Annotated in this window: 22 protein-coding genes and 3 tRNA genes; 9 read left to right on the top strand and 16 right to left on the bottom strand. The window is 56.1% G+C overall.

Features of this window, described 5'->3' with window-relative positions:
• The 8 genes from DD235_RS15945 to mnmG form a co-directional block, all read right to left on the bottom strand.
• Window positions 1-154 (bottom strand): GTP-binding protein (locus DD235_RS15945; RefSeq protein WP_239990187.1); only part of this gene is annotated, 154 nt, incomplete at its 3' end.
• 72 nt (window positions 155-226) lie between these two features.
• Window positions 227-301: transfer RNA gene (locus DD235_RS15940), tRNA-Thr, on the bottom strand.
• Between the two features lie 4 nt (window positions 302-305).
• Window positions 306-379, bottom strand: a tRNA-Gly gene (locus DD235_RS15935).
• A 50-nt stretch (window positions 380-429) separates the two neighbouring features.
• Window positions 430-516, bottom strand: a tRNA-Tyr gene (locus tag DD235_RS15930).
• A gap of 109 nt (window positions 517-625) precedes the next feature.
• Window positions 626-1528 carry a ParB/RepB/Spo0J family partition protein gene (locus DD235_RS15925; protein WP_109063103.1) on the bottom strand — a complete coding sequence of 301 codons (903 nt, stop codon included), beginning with the start codon at window positions 1526-1528 and terminating at the stop codon, window positions 626-628.
• A gap of 35 nt (window positions 1529-1563) precedes the next feature.
• Complete coding sequence (locus tag DD235_RS15920) at window positions 1564-2361, bottom strand: ParA family protein (protein ID WP_109063102.1); 798 nt, start codon at window positions 2359-2361, stop codon at window positions 1564-1566.
• Window positions 2358-3041, bottom strand: coding sequence for a 16S rRNA (guanine(527)-N(7))-methyltransferase RsmG (gene rsmG / locus DD235_RS15915; RefSeq protein WP_109063101.1), 684 nt, complete (start codon window positions 3039-3041; stop codon window positions 2358-2360). The genes DD235_RS15920 and rsmG overlap by 4 nt, the downstream gene beginning before the upstream one ends.
• A complete protein-coding gene (mnmG, locus tag DD235_RS15910) occupies window positions 3038-4951 on the bottom strand; it encodes a tRNA uridine-5-carboxymethylaminomethyl(34) synthesis enzyme MnmG (RefSeq protein ID WP_109063100.1) in 1914 nt (637 codons plus the stop codon). Before mnmG ends, rsmG begins: the two co-directional genes overlap by 4 nt.
• A 129-nt stretch (window positions 4952-5080) precedes the next feature.
• On the opposite strand from mnmG, the gene eco reads away from it, so the two are divergent.
• A complete protein-coding gene (gene eco / locus DD235_RS15905) occupies window positions 5081-5836 on the top strand; it encodes a serine protease inhibitor ecotin (protein WP_109063099.1) in 756 nt (251 codons plus the stop codon).
• Window positions 5837-6173: 337 nt separating this feature from the next.
• Here the strand turns inward: eco and DD235_RS15900 are convergent, their stop codons facing one another.
• Window positions 6174-7340, bottom strand: coding sequence for a methionine aminotransferase (locus DD235_RS15900; protein WP_109063098.1), 1167 nt, complete (start codon window positions 7338-7340; stop codon window positions 6174-6176).
• A 397-nt stretch (window positions 7341-7737) separates the two neighbouring features.
• On the opposite strand from DD235_RS15900, the gene DD235_RS15895 reads away from it, so the two are divergent.
• Complete coding sequence (locus tag DD235_RS15895) at window positions 7738-8487, top strand: RNA polymerase sigma factor FliA (RefSeq protein ID WP_109063097.1); 750 nt, start codon at window positions 7738-7740, stop codon at window positions 8485-8487.
• A 50-nt stretch (window positions 8488-8537) separates the two neighbouring features.
• On the opposite strand, the gene DD235_RS15890 is transcribed toward DD235_RS15895, so the two are convergent.
• Window positions 8538-10337 (bottom strand): EAL domain-containing protein, encoded by a 1800-nt coding sequence (locus DD235_RS15890; protein ID WP_109063096.1) that lies wholly within the window; start codon window positions 10335-10337, stop codon window positions 8538-8540.
• A 101-nt stretch (window positions 10338-10438) separates the two neighbouring features.
• Complete coding sequence (locus DD235_RS15885) at window positions 10439-11188, bottom strand: flagellar brake protein (RefSeq protein ID WP_109063095.1); 750 nt, start codon at window positions 11186-11188, stop codon at window positions 10439-10441.
• 363 nt (window positions 11189-11551) lie between these two features.
• Between DD235_RS15885 and DD235_RS15880 the strand changes: the two genes are divergently transcribed.
• The 5 genes from DD235_RS15880 (at window position 11552) to DD235_RS15860 (ending at window position 16359) form a co-directional block, all read left to right on the top strand.
• Window positions 11552-12700: a branched-chain amino acid ABC transporter substrate-binding protein gene (locus DD235_RS15880; RefSeq protein ID WP_109063094.1), complete on the top strand. Its 1149-nt coding sequence runs from the start codon at window positions 11552-11554 to the stop codon at window positions 12698-12700.
• 107 nt (window positions 12701-12807) lie between these two features.
• Window positions 12808-13743 carry a branched-chain amino acid ABC transporter permease gene (locus DD235_RS15875; RefSeq protein WP_109063093.1) on the top strand — a complete coding sequence of 312 codons (936 nt, stop codon included), beginning with the start codon at window positions 12808-12810 and terminating at the stop codon, window positions 13741-13743.
• A complete protein-coding gene (locus DD235_RS15870) occupies window positions 13740-14837 on the top strand; it encodes an ABC transporter permease subunit (RefSeq protein WP_109063092.1) in 1098 nt (365 codons plus the stop codon). Before DD235_RS15875 ends, DD235_RS15870 begins: the two co-directional genes overlap by 4 nt.
• A complete protein-coding gene (locus DD235_RS15865; protein ID WP_109063091.1) occupies window positions 14834-15628 on the top strand; it encodes an ABC transporter ATP-binding protein in 795 nt (264 codons plus the stop codon). Before DD235_RS15870 ends, DD235_RS15865 begins: the two co-directional genes overlap by 4 nt.
• On the top strand, window positions 15625-16359 hold the full coding sequence (locus tag DD235_RS15860; RefSeq protein ID WP_109063090.1) for an ABC transporter ATP-binding protein: 735 nt from the start codon (window positions 15625-15627) through the stop codon (window positions 16357-16359). Before DD235_RS15865 ends, DD235_RS15860 begins: the two co-directional genes overlap by 4 nt.
• Before the next feature lie 77 nt (window positions 16360-16436).
• On the opposite strand, the gene DD235_RS15855 is transcribed toward DD235_RS15860, so the two are convergent.
• Together DD235_RS15855 and DD235_RS15850 are read right to left on the bottom strand one after the other, a co-directional pair.
• Window positions 16437-16865 carry a MaoC family dehydratase gene (locus DD235_RS15855; protein WP_109063117.1) on the bottom strand — a complete coding sequence of 143 codons (429 nt, stop codon included), beginning with the start codon at window positions 16863-16865 and terminating at the stop codon, window positions 16437-16439.
• Window positions 16866-16973: 108 nt separating this feature from the next.
• Window positions 16974-18971: a methyl-accepting chemotaxis protein gene (locus tag DD235_RS15850; protein ID WP_109063089.1), complete on the bottom strand. Its 1998-nt coding sequence runs from the start codon at window positions 18969-18971 to the stop codon at window positions 16974-16976.
• 289 nt (window positions 18972-19260) lie between these two features.
• Between DD235_RS15850 and DD235_RS15845 the strand changes: the two genes are divergently transcribed.
• A complete protein-coding gene (locus DD235_RS15845; RefSeq protein ID WP_109063088.1) occupies window positions 19261-21264 on the top strand; it encodes a methyl-accepting chemotaxis protein in 2004 nt (667 codons plus the stop codon).
• A 59-nt stretch (window positions 21265-21323) separates the two neighbouring features.
• Here the strand turns inward: DD235_RS15845 and rfbD are convergent, their stop codons facing one another.
• The 3 genes from rfbD to DD235_RS15830 form a co-directional block, all read right to left on the bottom strand.
• The gene (rfbD, locus tag DD235_RS15840; protein ID WP_109063087.1) at window positions 21324-22232 is read right to left on the bottom strand and encodes a dTDP-4-dehydrorhamnose reductase; all 909 of its coding nucleotides are present in this window, start codon (window positions 22230-22232) and stop codon (window positions 21324-21326) included.
• Window positions 22233-22425: 193 nt separating this feature from the next.
• Complete coding sequence (locus DD235_RS15835) at window positions 22426-23712, bottom strand: aspartate aminotransferase family protein (RefSeq protein ID WP_109063086.1); 1287 nt, start codon at window positions 23710-23712, stop codon at window positions 22426-22428.
• A 109-nt stretch (window positions 23713-23821) separates the two neighbouring features.
• Window positions 23822-25303, bottom strand: a complete 1482-nt coding sequence (locus DD235_RS15830; protein WP_109063085.1) for an NAD-dependent succinate-semialdehyde dehydrogenase — start codon at window positions 25301-25303, stop codon at window positions 23822-23824.
• Between the two features lie 289 nt (window positions 25304-25592).
• Here DD235_RS15830 and DD235_RS15825 point away from each other — a divergent pair, with 289 nt between their 5' ends.
• On the top strand, window positions 25593-26039 hold the full coding sequence (locus tag DD235_RS15825) for a GNAT family N-acetyltransferase (RefSeq protein WP_109063084.1): 447 nt from the start codon (window positions 25593-25595) through the stop codon (window positions 26037-26039).
• The last annotated feature ends 215 nt before the right edge of the window (window positions 26040-26254 follow it).

Raw genomic sequence — 26254 nt, 5'->3', positions numbered from 1 at the left:
TGTCGATCTGGTCGTAGCCCTTGGCGTCACCGCCGAACTTCTTGGCCAGCACCGTTGCAATCGCTGCCGTCAGCGTCGTCTTGCCGTGGTCAACGTGACCGATCGTGCCCACGTTCACGTGCGGCTTCGTGCGCTCAAACTTACCTTTTGCCATGGATGACTCCCGACCTGGATTCTGCTAAAGAAAAGAAGAATGTACTACGCGATACGTACTACAAAAGATTTGTGGTGCCCATGGCGCGGATCGAACGCGCGACCTCTCCCTTACCAAGGGAGTGCTCTACCACTGAGCCACATGGGCAATCTGGAGCGGGTGAAGGGAATCGAACCCTCGTCGTAAGCTTGGAAGGCTTCTGCTCTACCATTGAGCTACACCCGCACTCGCCGACAACCAGGCAATTCGAAGCGCCCCGTTTGTACCGGCGCTCTTGGTGGAGAGAGTTGGATTCGAACCAACGTAGGCGCAAGGCCAACAGATTTACAGTCTGCCCCCTTTAACCACTCGGGCATCTCTCCAGCAGAGAACTGATGATTATGAACCTCTTCAAGAAAAAGGTCAACTCCTCAGCGACCAGAATAATAACATCATTCCAGTCTCTTTGACCAGCGCAATCAAATTTATTCTTTACTGGTCCAGCACACTGCTCAGGCCCTGCTTTTCAAGCAGCGCATTGAGATGGTCCCAGCCATGGAAATAAATCAGCAACTGTCCCTTGTCCTTGCTGCCTACTTTCAATGTCACCTGGGTGCCCAAGGCATCCGACAGGGCTTCTTCGAGACGCGCCACGTCTCTGCTCCCGGCCGGACCTGTCTTTTTCTTGCGGACAGGCTCCCCCGCAGCCTCCTGAACGGTTCTGTTGACCATTTTCTCGGTATCGCGCACCGACATGCGGCGTGCCACGACGAGGTTGGCCAACTGAATCTGGGTAGCAGCATCAACAGCCAGCAGGCTGCGGGCATGCCCCATGTCGATATCTCCGGCCAACAGCATGGTCTGGACCGGCTCCGCCAGGTTGAGCAGGCGCAGTAAGTTGCTGGTGGCAGAACGAGAGCGACCTATAGCCGTCGCCGCCTGTTCGTGTGTCAGTCCGAACTCATCGAGCAGGCGCCGTACGCCGTGTGCTTCTTCAAGCGGGTTGAGATCCTCACGCTGGATATTCTCGATTAGCGCCATCACGGCGGCATTTTCATCTGCAACCTCCCGGACCAAAACCGGGACTTCCGTCAATCCAGCCAGTTGGGCAGCGCGGAAGCGACGTTCCCCTGCAATGATTTCATAGCCACCTGCCGCCAGGGCGCGAACCAGAATGGGCTGCATAATGCCCTGTGTTCGAATGGATTCGGCAAGCTCATTGAGTGCCCCCTCATCCATGCGAGTACGAGGCTGGTATTTTCCTGCCTGCATCTGACTGACTGGCAGCACACTGGGTGCCTTGCCCGCACTCTCGATCTGATCGAATACCGGCGCATCCGCACCCAGCAGTGCATCAAGTCCCCTGCCGAGACCCTTGGTTTTCTTGGTTGCCATGCTTTTCTTACCTGTTCGAAGAGATTGAGACTTATTCAAAAATTCTTGACGCGTTTGATCAACTCATCCCCAAAGGCAATATAGGCCTTGGCACCTGCCGAGGATTTGTCGTACACCACGCCGGGCAATCCATGACTGGGTGCCTCGGCAAGACGAACATTGCGCGGCACCACACTCTTGAATACTTTGTCGCCAAAATGTGATTCGAGCTGGGCCGAGACCTGCTGCTGCAATGTCACGCGGCGGTCGAACATGACACGCAGCAGACCAATCAGCTTGAGTTCCTGGTTGATATTGCGATGAACGCGCTTGATCGTATTGACAAGATCAGAAAGCCCTTCAAGTGCAAAATACTCACATTGCATGGGGATAATCACGCCATGAGCCGCTGTAAGCCCATTGAGCGTCAGCAGAGACAACGTAGGCGGACAATCTATGAGAATGAAATCATATTGTCCTGCAACAGATACCAGCGCATTCGCCAGTTGGCGCTCCCGCTGCTCCATGCCTACCAGATCGATTTCGGCGCCGGACAGCTCTCGATTGGAAGGCAATACATCATAACCGCCCGACTCTGACCTTACTTTGGCCTGTTCGACGCTTTGTTCGCCGATCAGGACCTGATAGAGATTACCCTGCAGGGCATGCTTGTCGATACCACTCCCCATTGTGGCATTGCCCTGTGGGTCAAGATCGACCAGCAGAACTTTCTTTTTATGCGCCGCCAAGCCTGCCGCAAGGTTAATGGCCGTCGTGGTCTTTCCAACCCCGCCCTTCTGGTTTGCAATGCAAAAAACATGCGCACGGCGCTCACTGCTTGCTGTCTTGTTCATGCTTCTTCCTGTGTACGTCGAAAATGCACCAGGCATCGCTGGGCATCGAGTTCCGGAACCTGCAGGGAATCTATGCTTGTGATTTTCCATGCCGTCTGCTGCATCGCAGCAATCTCATCATCCGGCAACTTGCCCTTCATGGCCAGAATACTTCCCCCCACCTTCACATGCCGACCAGCAAGGCTGACAAAATCATCCAACGATGAAAAAGCCCTGGATACGGCAATATCGCAGTTTACCTTTTCTATGGCTTCTATCCGTCCATGAACGGCCTTGAGATTACCAAGCTTGAGCATGCTGGCAGCATGTTGGATAAAAGCTGTCTTTTTCTCAACGGCATCAACGCAAATCACCTGAATATTGGGCATCACAATACTGATGACAACGCCAGGCAAACCAGCCCCTGATCCAATATCCAGTACAACGGAAGTTTCACGTGAAACAAGCTCTGCCTGAAAAGTTGGAACGACAGACAGACTATCGAAAAGATGCTGCACAAGCATCTTGTCAACATCTCGGATAGCCGTCAGGTTGTAGGTCCTGTTCCATCTATGGAGCAAAGCAAGATAATCCAGCAAAGATGCATACTGACTATCATCAAGAGTCACGCCTAGCGATTGACATGCTTTTTTCAAACGTGGCAATGCCTGTACTTCAGAAAAAGGAAGATGTTGGCTCATGCGTTGCTGTCTGCTTTGTATTGCAGTCGTTTAAGATGAATCAGTAGCAGCGATATAGCCGCGGGAGTAACTCCCGAAATACGGGAAGCTTGCCCTATTGTTTCAGGCTGTGCAGTCTGTAGCTTCTGACGGACTTCGAAAGACAGACCTGTTACGGTCGCATAGTCAAGTCCAGAAGGAATTCTATGATTTTCATGCGCAGCATGTTTACGCACTTCATCCTTCTGCCTTTCGATATAGCCTGCATATTTGATCTGAATTTCCACCTGCTCAGATTCGCTCCCCTCTTCCAGTCCAGGTCCAGCTATGGGTGTCCCATCAATCCCTTCAGCTTTCATCAATGCCTGATAACTTACGTTAGGACGTTTGAGTAAATCAGCCAATGAATATTCTTTTTCGATTTTTTTACCCAACAATTTTTCTGATTGTTCATCAGAAAAAATTCGAGGATTGACCCAGGTACTCTTCAATCGCTCTGTTTCACGTGAAACATTATCTCTTTTACGATTGAAAGCATCCCACCGGTCATCAGGTATCAGTCCCAACGACCTACCAATTTCTGTCAATCTGAAGTCCGCATTATCTTCGCGCAAGCTTAGTCTGTACTCTGCTCGAGAAGTAAACATGCGGTACGGTTCACTGACTCCACGGGTAATCAGATCATCGACAAGAACCCCCAGATAAGCCTCATCTCTACGTGGAGACCACCCATCCTTGTCTTGCGCCATCAAGGCAGCATTGACCCCAGCAAGCAATCCCTGAGCAGCTGCCTCTTCATAACCTGTAGTCCCGTTGATCTGGCCAGCAAAGAACAGTCCTTGGAATGCTCGTGTCTCGAAGGTTGATTTCAGTTCACGTGGATCAAAGAAATCATATTCGATGGCATACCCAGGCCGCAGAATATGTGCTTGTTCAAGGCCAGGTAAGGAATGAATCAGATCAAGCTGAACATCGAAGGGCAAACTGGTAGACACACCATTCGGATATACCTCATGAGTCGTCAGTCCTTCAGGCTCCAGAAAAATCTGATGACTCTCCTTGTCAGCAAACCTGTGTATTTTGTCTTCAATAGAAGGACAATAACGAGGCCCTATCCCCTCAATAACACCACTATACATAGGTGAACGATCAAGGCCGCCCCGAATGATGTCATGAGTACGGGCATTGGTATGAGTTACCCAACAAGGAACCTGCCTAGGATGCATTCCCGCATTTCCCATATAGGAAAAAACAGGTACAGGATCAAGATCACCTGGTTGCTCCTGCAACCTGGAAAAATCAATGGTACGACCATCAATTCGCGGCGGTGTACCTGTTTTCAGCCTGCCTTGTGGAAGCTTCAATTCCTGCAGCCGTTTGCCCAATGAAGATGCAGGGGGATCCCCTGCCCGCCCACCGGAATAATGCTGCAGACCAACATGAATCAAACCATTAAGGAACGTACCCGCAGTCAGAACGACTGTTTTTGAGCGAAAGCGAACCCCTACCTGAGTGATGGCTCCAGCAATTCTGTCACCTTCAACAATCAGGTCATCTACAGCTTGTTGGAAAAGCCATAGATTTGGCTGATTTTCCAACATATACCGTATGGCTGCCTTGTACAGGATTCGATCTGCCTGGGCTCGAGTGGCCCTGACTGCTGGCCCCTTTGATCCATTCAAAATACGAAACTGGATACCGCCTTGATCAGTGGCCAAAGCCATCGCCCCACCAAGGGCATCAACTTCTTTGACAAGATGTCCCTTGCCGATACCACCAATCGATGGATTGCAGGACATCTGACCCAATGTCTCGATATTGTGTGTCAGAAGCAATGTCTTGCAACCAGTTCTGGCTGCAGCCAAAGCTGCTTCCGTGCCGGCATGTCCGCCACCGACAACGATGACATCAAACTGTACTGGATAGTCCATGTTTAAAAGCAAAAGATCATCAAGGAATGAATTATAGATCTTGGCGCATTTCAGTATGCATGCAAAACTGTAAGCGCTTCATTGTTTCACGTGAAACACACAGTCGATAGACTATCTGGAGAGCCCCATATGTCGATGATGAAACGCAATATAGTCCTTGCAGCAGTACTGAGTGCTTCCATTCCGGCAATGTCCATGGCAAATGCCACCGTACCCGAACAGGACATCAGCTTTGTGTACATTGCCGGGAAGAGCCAACCCTGCACAGGTGTGGCACCACAACAATGCATGCAGATCCGTAGTTCAGCCAATGAAGAATGGCAGAATTATTACGGCAACATCGAGGGCTTCGATTTCAAGAACGATGGCACAGAATCGTTGCTGAAAATTCGCAAGGAAAAAATAAAGAATCCAGCGGCAGATCAGTCATCGGAAAAATGGGTCCTCGTAGACGTTGTGACTGAACGCCAACCCCTCTCTGACTTGCTCTCTCCTTTTCCCGAACCAGAAAAAGATTGGGCAAGGTCTGTGATTCATGTGCCACAACAGCTCAATGAAGAAGACTACAGAGTCGAAATCATCGCAGGCAAAACCCTGGAGATAGATTGCAATCACCATATCCTGCCTGCAACCTACAAGGAAGAAACCATCCAGGGCTGGGGATACGATTATTACGTAATCGAACCTGAAGAAGGAAAGATGATTTCGACCATGATGGCATGTCAAGCGCCCATGCGAAACGAATTCGTCAGCACTGCCAACGGCCCTGGTCTTGTCCGGTACAACAGTCGTTTGCCAATCGTGGTCTACACACCAAAAGATACTGAAATTCGTTATCGAATCTGGAAAACAGACGCGGCAACATCTCAAGCAGATAGACTGTGATGTACAGATCAGCCTGAACTCACCCGCTAACAGCCTGTGGATAACTTTCTGGATAACTGGGAGGATATCTTCAGGACAGTTTCTGGACAACTATGCGTTCTAAGTTCAGGCAAAAAACTGTCCAGAAAACATCCCCGGCTCACACAGAAGTTACCCACGCCAGAAAACATCAACAAGCATATGAAAAATATGGATTTTTTCGAAAAGTACCACTTATACACAGGCACCCATTACTAAAGACATGTATATATATAAAAAGAAATAGATAACTTGAAAGACACTTTTCTGAGGCAAAAAAAAGGCCGACCTAATGCCTGCCTCCTGTCGATAACTTTCTTTAAAGTTCAGTCAACCTCGAAACAGCCTCCTGCAGTGTGGCTTCTTTCTTGGCAAAGCAGAACCTGACCAGACGATGGTTCGATTCCGCAGCAGAAGGGTCAGCATAGAAAGCAGAGACAGGGATCACGGCGACACCAAAAGTACGTGTCAGCCATATCGAAAAATCAGCTTCTGACAGGTCTGAAATTTCACTGTAGTCAGCAAGCATGAAATAAGTCCCCGGTGCCGGCAATACCTTCAATCGGGTAGAAGCGAGCCCTGCAGCCAGCAGATCGCGTTTTTCCTTGAAAAAGGCAGGAAGACCAAGGTAGTGCTCAGGATGCGTAAGAAAGCCTGCCAAAGCTACCTGAAATGGCGAGCTGACCGTAAACACCATGAACTGATGAACCTTGCGGAACTCTCGCATCAGGGCAGCTGGAGCGCAACAATAGCCAACTTTCCAGCCTGTGACGTGAAATGTCTTTCCGAAGGAAGAAACAATGAATGCGCGTTCAGCAAGCGCTGGCCTGCGTGCCAAGCTCTGGTGAACCAGTCCATCGAATACAAGATGCTCATAGACTTCGTCGGACAGAAGCAGCAGATCGTGACGCTCCACAATTTCTTCCAAGGCATCCAGATCATGGCCAGACAGAATCGATCCAGTAGGATTGTGGGGCGAATTGACGATCAGCAGACGCGTTTTTGACGTGATGGAACCCCTGACCCTGCCCCAGTCTATTGAATAGCCAGGAGAGGCCTCTGTAGGGGCGTGCATGGGCACATAGATGGGGGAGCCACCTGCCAACCTGATCGCAGGTGCGTAAGCGTCGTAGCAGGGCTCTATGACGATGACTTCATCACCAGGATGTACAGACGCCAGGATAGCCGTCATCAGTGCTTGTGTAGCACCACTGGTTACTGTGATTTCGGTATCCGGATCGTAGGTTCTACCGTAAGTCTCCTGCACTTTGCCTGCAATGATACGGCGTAATGGCAGGTAGCCAGGCATGGCGGGGTATTGGTTGAACCCTTGCTGCATGGCTGAGGTGACCAGGTCCAGCAACGCAGGATCCGGTTCGAAGTCGGGAAAGCCCTGTCCCAGGTTGATTGCCCCGGTTTCCTGAGCAAGGCTGCTCATGGTCGTGAAGATGGTGGTGCCGATGTCCGGCAGTTTGGAAACGATCATTGCAGATCCTGCATGCCAAAAAATACATTGTAGGTATTTCCTGCATGAGAACGCTGTCAGGGCTATCCTTTGTTTATAAGCTTTATATATAACTGCTTATAGATAAGATAGCCTGTTGATAACTCTATCAACCATGAAAAATTCATTGACATCAATATGTTGAGCCTGTTTTTTGCCTGTGGAAAGATGCTGTGTGGACTGAGGACGGATTCTGGACAAGATTTCGGTCTGCCGGCAATGCCAGGGTTGTGCATAAGCTGTCCACAGGTTGACCACAGATCTTCTTCATAGAGGCTGTCCACAGGCGCAAATCGGTGTAATGAAGGCTTGTCTTCTGTCGTAGAATGGGCTGGGTAAGGCTGATGAGCAGCCAGGACCGATCATTTTTCGTGTGTGTATGCAGGGACAGGAATCCGAACTGATAGAACGCCACGCACCGCTGGTACGCAAGCTTGCCCTGCAGTTGGTGGCCAGGTTGCCCAGCAGCGTCGAGCTGGATGATCTGATCCAGGCCGGGATGATCGGGTTGCTGGATGCCGTTCGGCGTTACCAGAAGATGCCTCAGGCTGGATTCGAGACCTATGCCACGCAGCGCATACGAGGAGCCATGCTTGATGAATTGCGCAGTCAGGATTGGCTTCCGCGCAGCGTACGCGAAAAGGCCAGACGCATCGAGCAGGCCATACATGCCCTGGAGCAGTCACTGGGACGTGCACCGCGTGAAAGCGAGATTGCTGCGCATCTCGAATTGGGGCAGGATGAATACCTGATGCTGCTGCAAGATGCTCAGGGCGTGCAGATCCTGCACTATGAGGATTTCGAATACGATGGCGATGGCCTTGAAGCGGTCATGCGTCCTGATGTGGTGACAGCCAATGGGGCCGATCCTCTTGAGTCCCTGCTGGGGGGAAACCTCCGGGAGGTGCTTGTCCAGGCAATCGATGCGCTGCCCGAGCGCGAGAAACTGTTGCTGGCACTGCTGCACCAGGAAAACATGAATCTCAAGGAAGTTGCTGCTGTCATGGGGGTGACGGAAGGACGTGTGTGCCAGTTACGTACACAGGCCATCAATCGCATCCGGGCGCGAATACGCGACCAGGGCTGGGATCAGCGACCTGACGAGCTGGTTTCGATGCAGATACTGTAGTGTTGCCATCCCGTGTGCCGGGCATGGCACAGCGGCTCATGGCTGTCTGATTACGATGTCACCGGCATCAGACATGACTCTACGACCAGATCCAGGTTTTCCTTCTTGACTCGGTGCTTCACGCGGGCTGCTGCCGAAGCGATATCCTGTGGCTGTATACGGTCGCCTTGCGTGGGATCGACGTAGACAGCGCCCATGCCCAGTGATACGAAAGGAAAGAAGCGATTGATGCCGTGGCGATCTTCTGCCTCGATTCCACCTCGGGCCTGGTCCTCATGATCGTACAGTCGTTGTGCGCGCAGGTTGAAGTCGTTGATGATCGAGTGTGCCCGCTGTTCCCAGTTGCTGCTGCCAAAGACAATGATGAAATCGTCGCCGCCGACGTGGCCGATGAAATCCTGCTGCGGGTTGCAATGTGATTTGATGACTTCAGCGCAAAGCCGGATCATGTCGTCACCACGCCAGTAGCCGTAGACATCGTTGAAGGGCTTGAAGTTGTTCAGATCGCAGTAGGCCGTTACGAACGACTGTTCCTGGTCGAGCTGGGAGGCAATGTGGTGACTGATGGGGATATTGCCTGGCAGCGATGTGAGTGGATTGGCGTAGCGTGCGGCTTCTATTCTCTTTTCCGTGACTTCCTTGACCAAGGCTTCCCCGGTACCAAGGCCATCGTAGCGGCCCTGGTGTGTGATGATGAAACCATCGACCAGATAGCGTTGGTCCTTGGATATCAGCAGGTGACTCAGGCTTTCGATGGTTGTGCTGCCATCGACCAAGACCGGGTTGCCATTCATGAACTGACTGCAGGATTTGCGTCCGTAGAGTTCGCGGATGAATTGTTGCGCATAGTGTTCCGAAAAATCGCGCCGGTTGACGATACCGACAGGTCGGTCTTCTGCGTTGATGATGGCAGCCGCATGCAGGCCCGGGTTGTCGATGAACAGCTTGTGGAGGTGGTCGTTGGTATCTGTTTCGAGTCGGACGGCCGGTGCGCAGATGCGCAGATTGTGTACGGTCGCGTGATAGGGCTGGATAGTGGTGCGCTTGAGGGCGATGTTTTCCAGCTTTTCCTGGATGTGCCCGGGCAGTGTCTGGATGGCCTGCGGCGAGGGGTAGCCCAGGAACCAGCCCTGTACATAGCGAATGCCGAGTTCCCGCGTGACGAGCAGGTCCTGCTCCGTTTCAATGCCTTCGGCGACGATCTGCGTGCCCATGCTGTTGCCGATTGCCAGGATGGACTGGACCAGTTTCTGCTTTTTCTCATTCTGGCCGATACCATTGAAAAAGTACCGGTCTATCTTGACGATCTCAGGTTGAATCTGATCCCAGAAACGCAGGCAGTTGCGACCGGATCCGTAGTCGTCTATCGCCAGCAGCATGCCGTGGGCGCGCAGGCTTGCGAGTGCCCGCTGCAACAGCATGCCCTGCTCTTCTGCTGCATCCTCTTCAGTGATTTCTATGACGATTTTTTCGGCTGGCAGAGATTGTTGCTGACGGATGATTTCAGGCAATGCGTCACCATGACGTCGCCATTGCTCGCTCAATGCCGAGCTGGACATATTGAGGAATAGCCTGGCGGGTTGCTGCTGGTCGCAATAGCGCTGCAGAGCCAATTGCGCACAGGCCAACTCCAGGTCGGCGTGGATGCCCTGGCGTCGGGCTTCGGAGAACAGGGTAGCAGGCTGCTGCAGGGGCGAGGGGGCAATGCCACGGATCAGACTTTCATAGCCTGAGATGGCATGTCGCACCATGTCGACAATAGGCTGAAAGTGTGGAACGAGCAGTCTGTTCAGAATGATGTCGGCAACGGAATGGCCGGTGTCGACTGGCGCAGGGATATCCAGTTGCATAGGGAGAAGAAATGCCTGAACGGATACAGTTGGAAGGGAATAGTCATTATTAATTCCCAGCATGTCTGTTTCGTGACAGGCCTCTTCTCTCTGTTCTGGTGTCAGAACCCTTTGCGCCGGGCGCTCTGTTCGCGTTCGACCATGCCGATGTAGCGCTGAATCATGATGAGAACGGCATTGGGCAGGTCAACGAATTCTGCTCCGATGCGGCGGCAGTTACGCTGGCTGGGCAGGACTTCATTGATACAGCGCACTACCCGGATGGTGATCGGGAATGATCCGACCCGAGGCAGGTCAAGCAGGCAATTGTGATAGAGCGTGCCCGGTTCGTAGTTGATGATCTTGCCGTAGTCCATGATGGCCAGGCCACTGGAACTGATGTCGCGCAGTTCGACGCTGATACCGTCGCCTGTCGATAGCGTGCTGTTGGGCGAGGCACCTTCCACGATGGTGCACAGGGCTGGTTCGAGTGCAGGGATGGATACGCGGTAGGATTCGCGGCGCTGCAGGCGTGACAGGCTGGCCGGAATGTCGATGGCCAGCGCCGGCAGACCATCGTGCGTACATGCCTCAATGGAGGATGACGAGAAGAAGATGGGTACGCTGTCAAGTGCGGTTTCGAAACGCACGAAGTCGGCACGGATGAATATCTGATTCAGGTCTTCGGCGGCGGCATGATCGAGGATGACTTTGTTGTCCTGCACATCGACATCGAGAATCGTGGTGACGACGGAAATCGGACGATCCTGTACATGCATGCGTACCAGCGCCTGTCTTCTTTCGAGTGCGCGCAGCAGACCAATGATTTCGAGTGGCACGGTGACCAGGTAGGGGTTATCGTTCTGGTGCATGTTCGGGTCCGTGGCGCGTATCTGATTAGATACAAAAAAGTTTCAAGAAGATACTTGGATTATAGACAAACAGATCGTGATGCTGTCTATATCATGGACCTTCATGCAAATATTATTTGATGGGCGAAAGCATTCCCTGTCTGGGGGGGTGCAACCTTCTGTTTGTATAAGGTGCAACCATAGGGTTTTTACGCATAACTCTTTGAAAGTACCGTCACTATAATCGCCAGACCTCGTTCCTGCTCATACCATGAATATCGTGGCATGGCGCAGCAGAGACAGTGGTGATACCGCAACCTGGATTGAGGTTGCAACCCATGGTCAGGCCCACTTGTTCCCGACGATCCGACAGGAGAAGAGTAGATGAAAATGAAACAATCCATGCTGGCCGCCTGCATGGCTCTGGCCGGTTTTGCCATGAGTGGTACCGCGGCCCATGCTGCCGACATCAAGTTCGGTTTTGCCGCGCCCCTGACCGGCCCCCAATCGCACTACGGCGAAGACATGCGCAATGGTCTGCTGCTGGCGATCGAAGAGGCCAATGCCAAGGGCATCGAGGTTGATGGCAGCAAGGCCAATTTCATCCTGGTGTCCAAGGATGACCAGGCTGATCCGCGCATTGCCGTACAGGTTGCACAGCAATTGGTCGACGAGGGTGTCGATGGCGTGCTGGGCCATTTCAATTCGGGCACAACGATTCCTGCTTCGCGCGTCTACTACGATGCGGGTCTGCCACAGATCGCCATGGCGACCTCGCCGGAATACACCCTGCAGGACTATGAAACCACCTTCCGCATGATGACCAGCGATACCCAGCAGGGTGCGGCCGTGGGCAAGTTCATTGTCGAAAAGCTCAATGGCAAGAAGGTTGCACTGATCGATGATCGCAGCGCCTATGGCCAGGGTCTGGCCGACGAGGTCGAGAAAGCGGTCAAGGCCGCCGGTGGTGAAGTGGTACGTCGCGAGTACACCTCGGACAAGGCAACCGATTTCACGGCCATCCTGACCAATATCCGTGGCGTGGCTCCTGATGCGATTTTCTACGGTGGCCTGGATGCGCAATCCGGTCCGATGAAGCGTCAGATGGTGTCGCTGGGCATTACCGCGCCGCTGGTGTCGGGCGAAATGACCCGCAGCGATACGTTCCTGAAGCTGGCCGGTTCGGCTGCCGAAGGGACCTACGCTTCGCTGGCCGGCGTGCCGCTGGACCAGATGACGGCCGGCAAGGAGTTTGCCGAATCCTATGAAAAGCGCTTCAACAAGGCTCCCGGCGTGTATGCGCCTTATGCCTACGATGGTGCCTGGAACCTGATCACGGCTATCCAGAATGCCAATAGTGCCAAGCCTTCGAGCTATATCGGAAAACTGGCTGATCTGGAACGCTCGGGCGCGACCAGCGAACACATTGCCTACGACGACAAGGGCGACCTGAAGGAAATCTCGGTCACCATCTATGAAGTCAAGGACGGCAAGTGGGAAATGGTCGAAACCATGGTCAGCTCGGCCAACTGAGTCTGATTCTGATGCAGGACCGGTAATGACGAGGACGGATGCGCCGCAAGGGCATCCGTCCGCTTGTTTGGCAGTATCTGCAGCATCTCTGCAATTAGGAATTCCGTATGGAATTATTCATCCAGCAAATCGTGAACGGGCTGACACTTGGCAGCGTTTACGCCCTGGTCGCACTGGGGTATACGATGGTGTACGGCATCATCGGACTGATCAATTTTGCACATGGCGATGTGGTCATGATTGGCGCCATGGTGGCGACAGTCGTGGCAACGAGCCTGCTTTCCGGCGGTGAGCCCGGCAGCCTGTCCGTCTGGCTTGTCATTGGTGTGGCACTGCTGGTTGCCATGCCGGTGTGCATGGGGGTGGGCTGGACGGCCGAACGGGTTGCCTATAGACCCTTGCGGCGTGCTCCGCGGCTGGCGGCACTGATTACTGCCATCGGCGTGTCTTTCATCCTGCAGAACGTGGCGATGATGATCTGGGGTCGCAACTACCTGAGCTTTCCGCAGATTATCGAACCTGACATTTTCAAAATTGGTGGCGCCAGTATCAGCAGCCTGCAGATTGCCATCATCGTGGTTGCCGCGCTGATCATGATTGGCCTGACGCTGGTGGTGCACAAAACCCGCCTGGGTACGGCGATGCGTGCTACCGCACAGAACCGTGAAGTGGCCGGCCTGATGGGCATCAACATCAACACCGTCATCTCGGCGGCATTCCTGATCGGTTCGGCTCTGGCGGCCGTGGCGGCCATCATGGTCACCACCTATTACGGACTGGCGCAGTACACCATGGGGTTCATGCTGGGCCTGAAGGCTTTCACGGCAGCCGTGCTGGGGGGGATCGGCAACCTGGCCGGTGCCATGCTGGGCGGGTTGCTGCTGGGGGTGATCGAGGCCCTGGCGGCAGGCTACAGCGGTGATCTGACCGGCGGTGTGCTGGGCAGTCACTATCAGGATTTCTTCACTTTCATGGTGCTGGTACTGGTGCTGGTCTTCCGCCCGTCCGGTCTTATGGGTGAGCGTGTGGGAGACCGCGCATGACGACTTCGACTCTGCAAAACGGCGTTTCGGCGCAGCGCAATACGGCTCGCCTTGCGGGCTGGGTGGTACTGGCCATCGTACTGATCGCCCTGCCCTTCGTGATCGGGCAGGCAGGCCAGAGCTGGGTGCGCATTGCCAACTTTGCCCTGCTCTATGTCATGCTGGCGTTGGGGCTCAACATTACGGTCGGATTTGCCGGTCTGCTTGATCTGGGCTATATCGCCTTCTACGCCGTGGGTGCCTACACCTGGGCATTGCTGGCATCGCCACATTTCGGGCTGCACCTGCCGTTCTGGCTGGTTATCCCGATTGCCGTGGCGGTGGCAGGCATGTTCGGCCTGTTGCTGGGCATACCGACATTGAAGCTCAAGGGGGATTACCTGGCGATTGTTACGCTGGGCTTTTGCGCCATTATCGGGATCTTCCTGCGCAACCTGAATGCGCCGTTCAATATCACCAACGGGCCGCAGGGCATCAACAGGATCGATTCGTTCCAGGTGGGTGATTTCAATTTCGGGCGCGCCAGCACGATCTTCGATATGCGCTTCACCGGTCCCGAGAAGTACTACTTCCTGCTGTTGTTCATGACGCTGCTGATTGTGCTGATCAGTTCGCGGCTGCAGAACTCGCGGGTGGGTCGTGCGCTCGAAGCAGTGCGTGAAGACGAGATCGCTGCCAAGGCGATGGGTATCAACATCCGCAACGTCAAGTTGCTGGCGTTTGCCACAGGTGCAATGTTTGCCGGACTGGCGGGTTCTATGTTCGCTTCGATGCAGGGATTCGTGAGCCCCGAGAGTTTCAGCCTGCCCGAGTCGATTTCGGTGTTGTGCATGGTCGTGCTGGGCGGCATGGGCCATATCCCTGGCGTGATCATCGGTGCCATCATTCTGGCGATTCTGCCGGAGTTCCTGCGGGCCATTGTGGTGCCGGTACAGCAGACGCTGTTCGGTGATGTCATCGTCGATCCCGAAGGCATCCGCATGTTGTTGTTCGGCCTGGCCATGGTGCTGGTGATGTTGTTCCGTCCGGCGGGTCTGTGGCCTTCGGCAGTGCGCAAGCGTGAACTGTCCACGAGCAAGGGAGAAGGTCGATGAGCATCCTGCTTGAAGCAAAGGGCCTGAGCAAACGCTTTGGTGGCCTGCAGGCGCTGTCCGATGTGAGCTTCCAGATCCGGCGTGGCGAAACCTATGGTCTGATCGGCCCGAATGGTGCCGGCAAGACGACGCTGTTCAATGTGTTGACCGGACTGTACGTGCCCGAATCGGGCCGGGCCGATTTCGACGGCAAGCCGCTGGTCGGGATTGCGCCCCACAAGGTGGCGTCGGTCGGCATGGCGCGCACCTTCCAGAATATTCGTCTGTTTGGTAATTTGAGTGCGATCGAGAATGTGATGATCGGTCGCCATGTGCGCACGCGCAGCAATTTCCTGGGGGCGATTTTTCATACTCCGGCTACGCGTCGCGAAGAGATTGCCACGCAAAAGCGCGCCTACGAATTGTTGGAATACGTTGGTATCGCACATCGTGCCAACGATGTGGCCCGTTCCCTGCCCTATGGTGACCAGCGACGGCTGGAGATTGCCCGTGCGCTGGCGACCGAGCCCAAGCTGCTGGCGCTCGATGAGCCGGCAGCAGGTATGAACGAATCCGAAACGGTGGTGCTGCGTCAGTTGATCGAGAAGATCAGTGGCGATGGCATTACCGTGCTGCTGATCGAGCATGACATGAAGCTGGTGATGGGGTTGTGCGACCGTGTGCTGGTGCTGGAATATGGCAAGGTGCTTGCCGAAGGTGTGCCGGCCGAAGTGCAGCGCAATCCCAAGGTGATCGAAGCCTACCTGGGGGCCGGCGCGGCAGCCGAGGTAACGACAGGAGAATCGGCATGACGACGCAAAAGACGCCACTGCTTGAATTGCGCGACCTGCAGGTTGCCTATGGTGGCATCAAGGCTGTGCAGGGCATCAATCTGCATGTGAATGAAGGCGAGCTGGTGTGCCTGATCGGTGCCAATGGTGCCGGCAAAAGCACGACGCTGCGTGCCATTACTGGTCTGGTGCCGGTGGCTGGTGGTTCGATTTGGTATGACGGCAAGCAAACCACCAATACGCCTTCGTATCAACTGGTGCGCAAGCGCCTGGTCATGGTGCCCGAGGGGCGTGGCATTTTCGGTCAACTGACGATCGAGGAAAACCTTGCCATGGGGGCCTACGTGCGCAATGACCATGCCCAGATCAAGCAGGATCTCGAGCGGGTTTTCGAAAGTTTTCCTCGACTGGCCGAACGCCGCCATCAGTCGGCCGGTACGCTGTCGGGGGGCGAGCAGCAGATGGTTGCGATGGGGCGCGCGATGCTGGCCCGGCCGCACCTTTTGCTGCTTGATGAGCCTTCCATGGGGCTGGCACCGCTGATGGTCGAGAAGGTATTCGAGGTGGTGCGCAATATTGCTGCCGAAGGCGTGACCATCCTGCTGATTGAACAGAATGCCCGCCTGGCGCTGGAACATGCCGATCGCGGTTATGTGATGGAGTCAGGTCACATCAGTCTGGAAGGCCCAGGCAAGGATCTGCTGCATGATCCCAAGGTCCGTGCTGCCTATCTGGGAGAAGACGAGGCCTGAGGGTCTTGTTTCCCGCATGAAAAAGCCCAGCCAACTTGTTTCAAGTGGCTGGGCTTTTTCGTTGTTGATCGGTTGGATCAGGGAATATAGATTTCGGCTTCGCCGTCGATCACGACCTTGCCTTCGACCGTGCATTGTGTGGTGAAGAATACGCGACGCTTTTCCGTATCGATGCGCGTGATGGTTACGGTGGCGGCAACCTTGTCGCCGATGTAGATGGGCCGCTTGAAGATCAGCGATTGCGAGACGTAGATGCTGCCCTCGCCCGGCAATTGGGTGCCGAAGATCGTGGAGAACAGGCTGCCGCCCAGCATGCCGTGGGCTATGCGCTTTTTGAAGCGGGTGTTGCTGGCGTATTCCTCATCCAGGTGGACCGGGTTGTGGTCGCCGGATACCAGCGCGAAGCCGCGTACCGTGTCATCCGTGACATCCACTTCGCGCGTCAGCGACATGCCGATGCTCAGTTCGTCTATACCGTAGGACTTCTTGTCTGTCGTGCTGGACATCTGATTGAATCCTGTAAAAATAAACCAAGGCGGTGCGACCTGCATTTTACTGCGCCAGGATGACAGTCAGTGGCATGCAGGCCGGTATGTCCTCCGGACTATCGGGGTTTAATTGATTCTGGCTTTTCCGGGAATGGACGTGTCTTCTTCTGCATCGATGATTTCGTTGCTGGGAATGCGGAAGATCGACATGCGGCTGGCCATCTTGTCGACGCGCTCGCTCAGGGTCTCGGTGGCGGCAGCACTTTCCTCGACCAGGGCGGCATTCTGCTGCGTGACGTGATCCATTTGCGAGACCGCCAGATTGATCTGTTCTATGCCGATGGACTGTTCCGACGAGGCTGCCGAGATGTCGTTCATGATGGCCGTGACACGCTGTACGGCCGATACTACCTCGTGCATGGTTTCGCCGGCGCGCTTGGCGTTGTTGGCTCCCGTACCGACCGTGGCGTTGGATGTTTCGATCAGGGTTTTGATCTCGCGTGCTGCCTGGCCGCTGCGCTGTGCCAGGGCGCGCACTTCGCTGGCTACCACGGCGAAACCCTTGCCCTGTTCACCGGCCCGGGCCGCTTCGACGGCTGCATTGAGTGCCAGGATATTGGTCTGGAAGGCGATGCCTTCGATCACGTTGACGATCTCGCCCATCTTGGCTGAACCGGAAGCGATGGTTTCCATCGAGCGCACTACCTCATCAACCACCACGCCGCTGCGCTCGGCCACGTTGGAGGCGTTGGCTGTCAGCTCGTTAGCGATGCGGGCATTTTCTGCATTCTGCTTGACCGAGGACGCCATTTGCTCCATGGCGGCAGCCGTTTCTTCCAGCGCCGAGGCCTGTTCTTCGAAGCGGCTGCTCAGACCCATGTTGTCGGAAGCAATGGCCCGGGTGTCGTTGTTGATTTCGTCGATGCCATGGCGGGTGCTGCTGATGAGCCTGGACAGGCTTTCCTGTGTCTTGCGCAGTGAGATGAACAGTTCACCGACCTCGTTATTGGAGCGGGCCTCGACGCGCTCTGTCAGGTCGCCACTCGCCATCTTGGACAGGTGCTGGCTGACTTCGTCGAGCGGCTTGATAAGACGGCGCGTCAGGATGTAGATGCCGATCGACAGCAGCAGCATCAGGCCGAGCGCGATGGTGCCGAAAATGCCCAGCTTGATCCGTGCCGCATGCGTGATTTCCTCGACGTCGGCAGTGCCGGCGATCAGCCAGTTGCGGCTGGGCGACCAGGCGTAGACATCGACCTGGTCGGCACCCTTGAAGTCGTGATAGTGGATGCCGTTTTTTTCGCGCAGCATGGTGGCGGCCAGTTCGGCACTCTGTCCGTGGCTGTTGCCGTTGGCGGCGGAAACTGGCTGGCCTGCCAGCGAGGGGTGGATTTCGAAACGGGGATTGCCGCCCTGCGTATCGCTGCTGATGACGTAGTAGAAACCGCTCTGGCCGATCTTGCGGCTGGAGATGTCCTGCTTGAGCATGTCTTCCTGGGCACTGATATCGACGCCGACGAACTGGACACCGACGATCTTGCCTGTGCTGTTGGTCAGGGGACGGTATTGGGTGATGTATGGGCGGCCAAGCAGTGTGGCCATGCCGGTGTATTCCTGCCCGGCGCGCAGTGCGCTGTAGGCGGGATGGGACTTGCCCAGGGGCGTGCCGACGACACGCTGGCCGGATTCGTCCTTCAGGGAGGTGGAGATGCGGATGAAATCATCATCCTTGGCAACGAAAATGGTGGCTACGCCACCGGTCAATTCGGAGAATCGATCCGGGCCTTCGAAGTTGAGATTGAGCGTGCGCGTACCAGCACGCAGGACGGGTACGGTTTCAGCTCCGACCTGAATGGTGGTGGTGGGATCGATCTCGATCCGTTTGGGGTAGCCGTTGGCAAATACCCGCATGAAACTCTTGATTTCGTCGTTGACGGTGCGATCGAAGAGCGTATTCATCTTGACGATGCCCTCGACTTCAGCCCGCATGATGTCGATGGCTATTTCCTGCTGCATCATCACGGCAGTTCGGCAGAAAAAGCCCAGTACAGCCGCACCCAGAAAGAAAACGAGGCAGGGCAATAGCGTTGCAATACGCAGGTTGCGCAGCAGAGGCAGGGTCATGCGGGGGATCTCCAATAGGGGTTGTTATAAAGAGCGTTAATCTAATATTTATGTCACTAAAAGAAACTTGATCGTACATTACTTTGTCTTATTACGTCATTATTTGCATGAGAGGAGATAGACTCAGAAGTTGTGTTTTTTCTCATGGTTTACGCTAATAAAGGGTTTTTTGTGCTTATTTGATGAAAATCAGAACGTCCTTGAAAAGGTATGATCTGCTTGTGGAGACACCAAATCCACATATAAAAATTAGTCAATATGTTGTCGATTGTTTGCCTGGAACCGCAAAATGAATCTGTCTATATTCAAGTGGCGGCAGTGGCGTATCGCCAATCTGCTGTCCGTTCTGGTTTTTCTCCTGACTGCCCTCGTCTTTTCCGCTTTCATGGCGGCGTTCTATCGTTCTGTATCGCACACACTGGAAAATGAAGCCGTCGCCCGTATGGAACAGGGCGTTGGTGCCATTGCCAAGATGAGCGAGATGTTCGATGCCGCAGCCAAGGATGCGGCATACAGCTTCATGGGCGTTTTTTCCAGCTCGTTGTTTCCGCAGGCCTTCGATATCGATGCGGGGCTCAGCATTCCGGTCGGTGGTACGACGGCCCCTGCCCTGATGAATGACGATCGGCTGCTCAACGGTGATTTTTCTGCAGTAGATGTCTTTACTGCACGCACCGGTGGTATCGCCACGATATTTGTCGCCAAGGATGATGATTTCATCAGGGTGGCGACTTCGTTGCGCACGGACAAAGGGGATCGGGTTATAGGAACCTCGCTGGGGCCGACGCATCCCGCTTATGCCTTGCTCCGAGAGGGCAAGGAGTTCGTGGGGGCGGCCAGCCTGTTCGGCAAGACCTACATGACGGTATATCGTCCCATCCGCAATGATGCCGGTGCCATCGTGGGCCTGCTTTTCGTGGGGGTGGATATCACCAAGGCGGTCGATGAACTGAGACAGGAGATTCTGGGCTACCGGATCGGGGAGACCGGGCGTTATGTCGTGATCAATGCCAGCCGAGGCGATCGCCGTGGTCTTTATGAAGTGCATGAACAGCAGTCAGGTCGTTCGGCCCTGGACAGCCGCAATACGGCCCGTCGTGCCCAGATCGAGAAAATGCTGGCAGAGTCCTCCGGCATCCATCGCTATACCGAGGATGGCCATGAGATGATCGAAGTCTATGGACATGCGCCCGGTTGGCAGTGGTTGATTGTCGGCCAGGCGAATCTGGATGAACTGACCCAGGAGGCACGCAGTACGCTGACTGGCTACATGGTGCTGGCGGTCTGTGTGTTGCTGGTGCTGGCTATTGCCATCTTCCTGGTGGTGCGCAAGGTGCTGGGGCCCCTGCGGGCCTTCAATCGTCATCTGGCGCAGATCGCTGCCGGCGATCTGACCGCTCGGGTACGAGTCGAGTCCGACAATGAAGTGGGCCAGTTGTTCAGTGGCCTGAGGCAGATGCAGGGTAGTCTGTCACGCAGCATCACTTCGGTGCGCACGAGCGTCAGCCAGATTGATGTCGGTGCGCATGAAATCGCCCGCGGCAACCAGGATCTGAGTCGCCGCACCGAAGAACAGGCTTCCTCCATTGAAGAAACGGCATCGGCCATGGGAGAACTGGCGGCCACTGTTCAGCAGAATGCGGAACAGGCACGCCAGGCCAGCACCTTGGTCAACGATGCTTCTGCCGTAGCACAGCAGGGTGGTGCGGTCGTGGACCGGGTCGTGGCAGCCATGCAGGAGATTGCGACGGATTCCGGCAAGGTCGGTGAAATCGTCAATGTGATCGACAGCATTGCCTTCCAGACCAATATCCTGGCGCTCAACGCGGCGGTGGAAGCGGCTCGGGCCGGTGAACAGGGTAAGGGGTTTGCGGTGGTGGCCAGCGAAGTGCGTGCTTTGGCGCAACGCAGTGGCCAGGCCGCCCGCGAGATCAAGACTCTGCTGGAAACCTCGGGCGATCGTGTTCGCACGGGTGTCGGCCATGCCCGGCAGGCGGGCGATACCATGAAGGATATCGTGGCGTCCATTCAGCGTTCCACGGGCCTGATGCAGGAAATCGCGGCAGCGGCGCTGGAACAGGCCAGCGGCATCGAGCAGGTCAGCAAGGCGATGGCCCAGATGGATCACACCACGCAACAGAATGCCGCGCTTGTCGAGGAGGTTGCAACGGCAGCCCGGTCGCTGCAGGATCAGGTCGAGGCTGTTGTCGAGGCGGTGTCGGTTTTCAAGGTGCTGCAGGGCGAGATTGTCGATGCCGATACCGGAGAGGTATCGGCACCGGAGCAGGCCTGAAATATGTGAGCACCGGCCTGAATGGTGTCCGTGGATACCGTTCAGGCCGGAAGCGTTCGCTATGCTGCCCTGCCCGCTTTCAGCAAGGCCAGGGTCTGCTCCACCCCTTCCCGCCAGTCAGGCAATGCCAGCCCGAAAGTCGTTCGCAGCAATGACGTATCCAGCAGCGAGTTGGCGGGACGTGGCGCAGGCAGTGGATAGGCTGAGGTCGGTATGGCGAGGATATTGTCGGGTGACAAGGTGAGCGGGTAGCCCAGCCGGCTTGCCTGCGTGGCAATATGGTGCGCATAGCCGTGCCAGGAGACCGATCCGGCGGCACTCAGGTGATAGGTGCCGAAAGGAAATTCTGCCTGCGTGGTCTGGCTGGCTGTAAGGCGGGCCAGGATCTGCGCACAGGTATCGGCGATCAGGCTGGCAGCCGTGGGGGCACCGTGCTGGTCATCGACCACGCTCAGGCTCTGTCGAGTTTGCAAAAGACGCAGCATGGTCTTCAGGAAGTTGTTGCCGTAGGCACCGTATACCCAGCTTGTGCGAAAAATCAGGTGCCGCGGTGTGGCACTCCGAACGGCCTGTTCGCCTTCCAGCTTGCTCTGTCCATATATTGAAAGTGGATGGGTCGTATCGGATTCGGCGTAGGGCGTGGGCTGGCGGCCATCAAACACATAGTCTGTCGAGAAGTGCACCATCACGGCACCCAGGCGTGCGGCTTCCTCGGCGAGGATGGCCGGTGCCATGGCATTGATCTGCCGTGCCAGTCCAGGATCGTTTTCGGCCTTGTCCACGGCCGTATAGGCGGCGGCATTGACAATGACATCGGGGGCGTGCTGGTGGATGACGGCGGGCAGTGTGTCCGGCTTTGCCAGGTCGGCGGCATGACGGTCCAGGGCAATGACCTCTCCCAGTACCGACAGGCTGCGGCGCAGTTCGAAACCGAGTTGTCCGGTCTGGCCAGTGATGAGAAAGCGCATGGTGGGATTTCCTGGCGGAAGAATGGAGAAGTGTCGCAGGGGACGGGCAGTGTCTGCCAGTGTGCATCGCAGGTACGGGATGGTCAACCCTGGGCACATGCCTGCAGACCCGACGATGTTGCATGTATTTGCAACGTCGCCGGGTCTCGGCATGACAGGGTGATCACGCTGGGCTGAAGCCCGCTTCAATTCATCAGGTCGAGGAGGCTTTTGCTATCGCCGTGCCAAGAATCCCCAGCGCTTCCTGGGCAATATCCTGCGGCGTATTCAGCGGCGCCAGCAGGCGCAGCGTATTGCGATAGACGCCGCACTTGATGACCAGCAGACCATCGGCCCGGCACAGGTCGATGACGCGCTGGGCCATGTCTGCGTCCGGCTGGCGCGGATCGCCGTTGCGCACGAATTCCAGGGCCAGCATGGGGCCTACGCCGCGCACGGTGCCGATGACAGGGAATTGCGCGGCCAGTGCATCCAGTCCGGCACGCAGCAGCGAGCCCAGGCGTTCACCCTGCTCCAGCAGCGATTCCTCTTCGAAAACATCCAGGACTGCCAAGGCGGCTGCGCAGGCCAGCGGGTTGCCGGCGTAGGTGCCGCCCAGACCGCCGGGCGTCGGGGCCTCCATGATGTGGCGCTTGCCGACGACACCCGACAGCGGCAGGCCGCCTGCCAGGCTCTTGGCAACCGTGACGAGATCGGGCTGGATGCCGGCATGCTGGAAGCCGAACATTTTTCCGGTACGACCGAATCCCGTTTGCACTTCATCCAGGATCAGCACGATGCCGTGATGGTCGGCCAGTGCGCGCAGCTTTTTCAGAAATGCGATGCCTGCCGGACGGAATCCGCCATCGCCCTGGACGGGTTCCAGCAGAATGGCGGCGACCCGCTCGGGGGCGATCTGTGTCGCGAACAGTTCTTCCAGCGCCTGCAGGGCATCGTCACCCGATACCCCCAGATAATCGTCGGGATAGGGCGTATGGTAGATATCGCCGGCCAGCGGGCCGAAGTTCTGCTTGTACGGGGTGCTCATGCCGGTCAGCGTGGAGCCCAGCAGCGTGCGGCCGTGGAAACCGCCGCGAAAGGCAATGACACCGGGTACGTTGCGATAGGCTCGGGCGATCTTGATGGCGTTTTCGACGGCCTCGGCCCCGGTGGTGGCCAGCAATGTCTGGAAGGGTTCGCCGCCACCGACCAGTGTGTTGAGCTTTTCGGCCAGGGTGACGTAATGGTCGTAGCCGACGACCTGGAATGCCGCGTGGCTGACACGGGTCAATTGTGACTGTACGGCCGCCACGACGCGGGGATGGTTGTGGCCGACGTTCTGCACGCCGATGCCGCCCACGAAGTCGATATAGCGGCGTCCTTCGGCATCCCACAGCAGGCTGCCTTGTGCCCGCTCTGCGAAGATGGGATGCGCGGTGACAACGCCGCGTGGTACATGCTGTGTCCTGGCATCAATCCAGGCCTGGTTGGTATGTGTCATTTTTCAGGTTCCTTCTGGCGAATGAGGGAGTGGTGTGTGCTGATATGTTTGTTGCCTGAATGTTTTGGTGCCAGGGGCAGAACCGCCCTGGCTCCTGCCTGTGCCAGGCTCAGTCGAGCTGACCCTGGCAGACATACTTGATGTGCATGTATTCCTCGAGACCGTGGCGGGAGCCCTCGCGGCCATAGCCGGAATCCTTGACCCCGCCAAAGGGGGCCGATTCTGCAGCGACGGCACCTTCGTTGACCCCGACGATGCCGGTTTCCAGCGCATCCGTGACACGCCAGATACGGCGCACGTCGCGCGAATAGAAATAGGCTGCCAGTCCGAAAGGCGTGTCGTTGGCCTGCCGGATCACGTCGGCCTCATCGCCAAAGCAGGAAATGGGCACGACGGGACCGAAGGTTTCCTCGCAGGCGCAGGCCATCGAGGCCTGTACGCCGGTCAGGATTGTGGGGGCGTAATAGTGGGCGGGCGCGCCGCTGCCCGGTTCGAGGCGATGGCCGCCGGTCACGATATGCGCGCCCTTCTCCACGGCGTCGCGGACATGGCGGTCGATTTTTTCAACGGCACGGGTGTTGATCATGGGGCCGATCTGCGAGGCCGGATCGCTGGCCGGGCCGACCACCAGCGCCTGCACGCGGGTGGTCAGCCTGGAGACGAAGTCGTCGTGGACGTCCTGGTGGACATAGACCCGGTTGGGGCAGACGCAGGTCTGACCGCCATTACGGAATTTTGCGACCATCAGGCCTTCGACGGCGGCCTCCAGGTCAGCGTCTTCGAACACGATGAAGGGGGCATTGCCGCCCAGTTCCAGCGACAGCTTCTTGAGGGTATCGGCCGAGCGGCGCGCCAGCAGCTTGCCGACCGGCGTCGAACCCGTGAAGGTGATCTTGCGCACGCGTGGGTCGTCCAGCCAGACATCGGCCACATGGGCGGCCTGCTGGCGTGATGCCGTGACGATATTCAGAACGCCGGGCGGCACGCCGGCCTGCTCTGCCAGGCGCACCAGGGCCAGGGACGTCAGCGGCGTATCTTCGGCCGGCTTGCAGACGACGGTGCAGCCCGCAGCAAGCGCCGGGGCAATCTTGCGGGCGATCATGGCAGCAGGGAAATTCCAGGGGGTGATGGCCGCCACTACGCCGACCGGCTCGCGCAGGGCGAACATGCGCCGACCGGTCACGGGGGCGGCAATGATGTCGCCATCGGCACGCGTGGCTTCCTCGCCGAACCATTCGACATAGCTGGCGGCATAGGCGACTTCGCCCTTGCCTTCGGCCAGCGGCTTGCCCTGTTCGCGGGAAATCAGCCTGCCCAGATCATCCAGGTTGGCCAGGATCAGGTCATTCCAGCGTTTGATGATCAGGGCCCTCTGCCTGGCGGGGACTTTGCGCCATGAAGCAAATGCAGTGTCGGCTGCATCCACGGCGCGGCGGGCATCGCCTGCGCTGCTGTCCGGTACGCTGGCAAAGTCCTTTCCCGTGGCCGGGTCCGATACGGCAAAGACGGCACCGTCTTCGGCTTCCATCCAGGTACCGGCAATGAAGTTCCTGCCCGGCAGCAGATCCGTGTTCAAGATAGTGAGCGGCATGTGTCTACGTCCTTGTGAGGCAACCTGAAAATTAAAGCATCGGTGGTCTGGCAGATTTGTCCTTATTGGCTCGGAAAACAGATAGACCATGCGGTTGTTCACGGCATTTCGGCAGGCTCTGCTGCTGCTGTCACAGGTTCTTGAAATTTCAATTGCATTGTGTTTTTTGGTTGCTTGTTGCGCTGAAAATCAGGGTATTTACTTATTATTTTGGTTGCGTGATGGCACTATATTGAATATCAGGCGGAGCGATTTCAGCGCAAGGAGAACGGCAGTGGCTGGACATGGCATGGACGAGATACCGGCGGTTTTCGAGGTCACGCGGGAAGATGGCTATTGCATCAGCGATGCGCGGCAGATGCTCGATATCGAGTTCATCCACCGCTATCTGGCCGATGAAGCGTACTGGTCGGCAGGGCTGCCCAGGCAGATGCTGGAGCGTGCTCTGTCCGGGTCGCTGCCGTTTGGTATTTATGACGGCGATGGCGTGCAGGTTGGATTTGCGCGGGTTGTGACCGATGGGGCCATATTTGCCTACCTTCGGGATGTCTTTGTCGTGGAGGCCCATCGTGGACGTGGGCTGGCGACCTGGCTGGCTCGGGTCATGCAGACGCATCCGGCACTGGCAGATGTCCGGTCGTGGTTGCTGGCGACCCGGGATGCGCATGAGGTCTATCGACGGGCCGGATTCGAGAGCGTGCCGCATCCGGAGTGGTACATGAGGATCAGGAAATAAGCATGACTGGCCGCTGAGTACGTCCTCTGTCGGTTTATTTAAAACACTATATTGAAATTATGGCGGTATGAAATTTTCATCGCCATAGGCTATTTGCACCTAAAAAACGCATATGCACATTTAAAGTGCGTTTTATTCCCCAAGTTTGTGCTTTTTGTATTGATTCGGGGTTTTCCCGATTTTTTAAAAAACTGCTAGAAATGCGATTATATTTT

Source organism: Corticimicrobacter populi (assembly GCF_003123725.1).
Classification (GTDB): domain Bacteria; phylum Pseudomonadota; class Gammaproteobacteria; order Burkholderiales; family Burkholderiaceae_B; genus Corticimicrobacter; species Corticimicrobacter populi.
The sequence above is the reverse complement of the archived record's forward strand: the minus strand, read 5'-3'. Positions and strand labels throughout refer to the sequence as shown.

Coding starts and splice junctions, on each gene's coding strand:
- DD235_RS15835 (WP_109063086.1), bottom strand. CDS start 23,712: ATGACACATACCAACCAGGCCTGGATTGATGCCAGGACACAGCATGTA.
- rfbD (WP_109063087.1), bottom strand. CDS start 22,232: ATGCGCTTTCTCATCACTGGCCAGACCGGACAACTCGGTTTCGAACTG.
- DD235_RS15870 (WP_109063092.1), top strand. CDS start 13,740: ATGACGACTTCGACTCTGCAAAACGGCGTTTCGGCGCAGCGCAATACG.
- DD235_RS15865 (WP_109063091.1), top strand. CDS start 14,834: ATGAGCATCCTGCTTGAAGCAAAGGGCCTGAGCAAACGCTTTGGTGGC.
- DD235_RS15920 (WP_109063102.1), bottom strand. CDS start 2,361: ATGAACAAGACAGCAAGCAGTGAGCGCCGTGCGCATGTTTTTTGCATT.
- DD235_RS15825 (WP_109063084.1), top strand. CDS start 25,593: ATGGACGAGATACCGGCGGTTTTCGAGGTCACGCGGGAAGATGGCTAT.
- DD235_RS15890 (WP_109063096.1), bottom strand. CDS start 10,337: ATGCAACTGGATATCCCTGCGCCAGTCGACACCGGCCATTCCGTTGCC.
- DD235_RS15855 (WP_109063117.1), bottom strand. CDS start 16,865: ATGTCCAGCACGACAGACAAGAAGTCCTACGGTATAGACGAACTGAGC.
- rsmG (WP_109063101.1), bottom strand. CDS start 3,041: ATGAGCCAACATCTTCCTTTTTCTGAAGTACAGGCATTGCCACGTTTG.
- DD235_RS15895 (WP_109063097.1), top strand. CDS start 7,738: ATGCAGGGACAGGAATCCGAACTGATAGAACGCCACGCACCGCTGGTA.
- mnmG (WP_109063100.1), bottom strand. CDS start 4,951: ATGGACTATCCAGTACAGTTTGATGTCATCGTTGTCGGTGGCGGACAT.
- DD235_RS15900 (WP_109063098.1), bottom strand. CDS start 7,340: ATGATCGTTTCCAAACTGCCGGACATCGGCACCACCATCTTCACGACC.
- DD235_RS15830 (WP_109063085.1), bottom strand. CDS start 25,303: ATGCCGCTCACTATCTTGAACACGGATCTGCTGCCGGGCAGGAACTTC.
- DD235_RS15885 (WP_109063095.1), bottom strand. CDS start 11,188: ATGCACCAGAACGATAACCCCTACCTGGTCACCGTGCCACTCGAAATC.
- DD235_RS15860 (WP_109063090.1), top strand. CDS start 15,625: ATGACGACGCAAAAGACGCCACTGCTTGAATTGCGCGACCTGCAGGTT.
- DD235_RS15850 (WP_109063089.1), bottom strand. CDS start 18,971: ATGACCCTGCCTCTGCTGCGCAACCTGCGTATTGCAACGCTATTGCCC.
- DD235_RS15925 (WP_109063103.1), bottom strand. CDS start 1,528: ATGGCAACCAAGAAAACCAAGGGTCTCGGCAGGGGACTTGATGCACTG.
- DD235_RS15875 (WP_109063093.1), top strand. CDS start 12,808: ATGGAATTATTCATCCAGCAAATCGTGAACGGGCTGACACTTGGCAGC.
- eco (WP_109063099.1), top strand. CDS start 5,081: ATGTCGATGATGAAACGCAATATAGTCCTTGCAGCAGTACTGAGTGCT.
- DD235_RS15880 (WP_109063094.1), top strand. CDS start 11,552: ATGAAAATGAAACAATCCATGCTGGCCGCCTGCATGGCTCTGGCCGGT.
- DD235_RS15845 (WP_109063088.1), top strand. CDS start 19,261: ATGAATCTGTCTATATTCAAGTGGCGGCAGTGGCGTATCGCCAATCTG.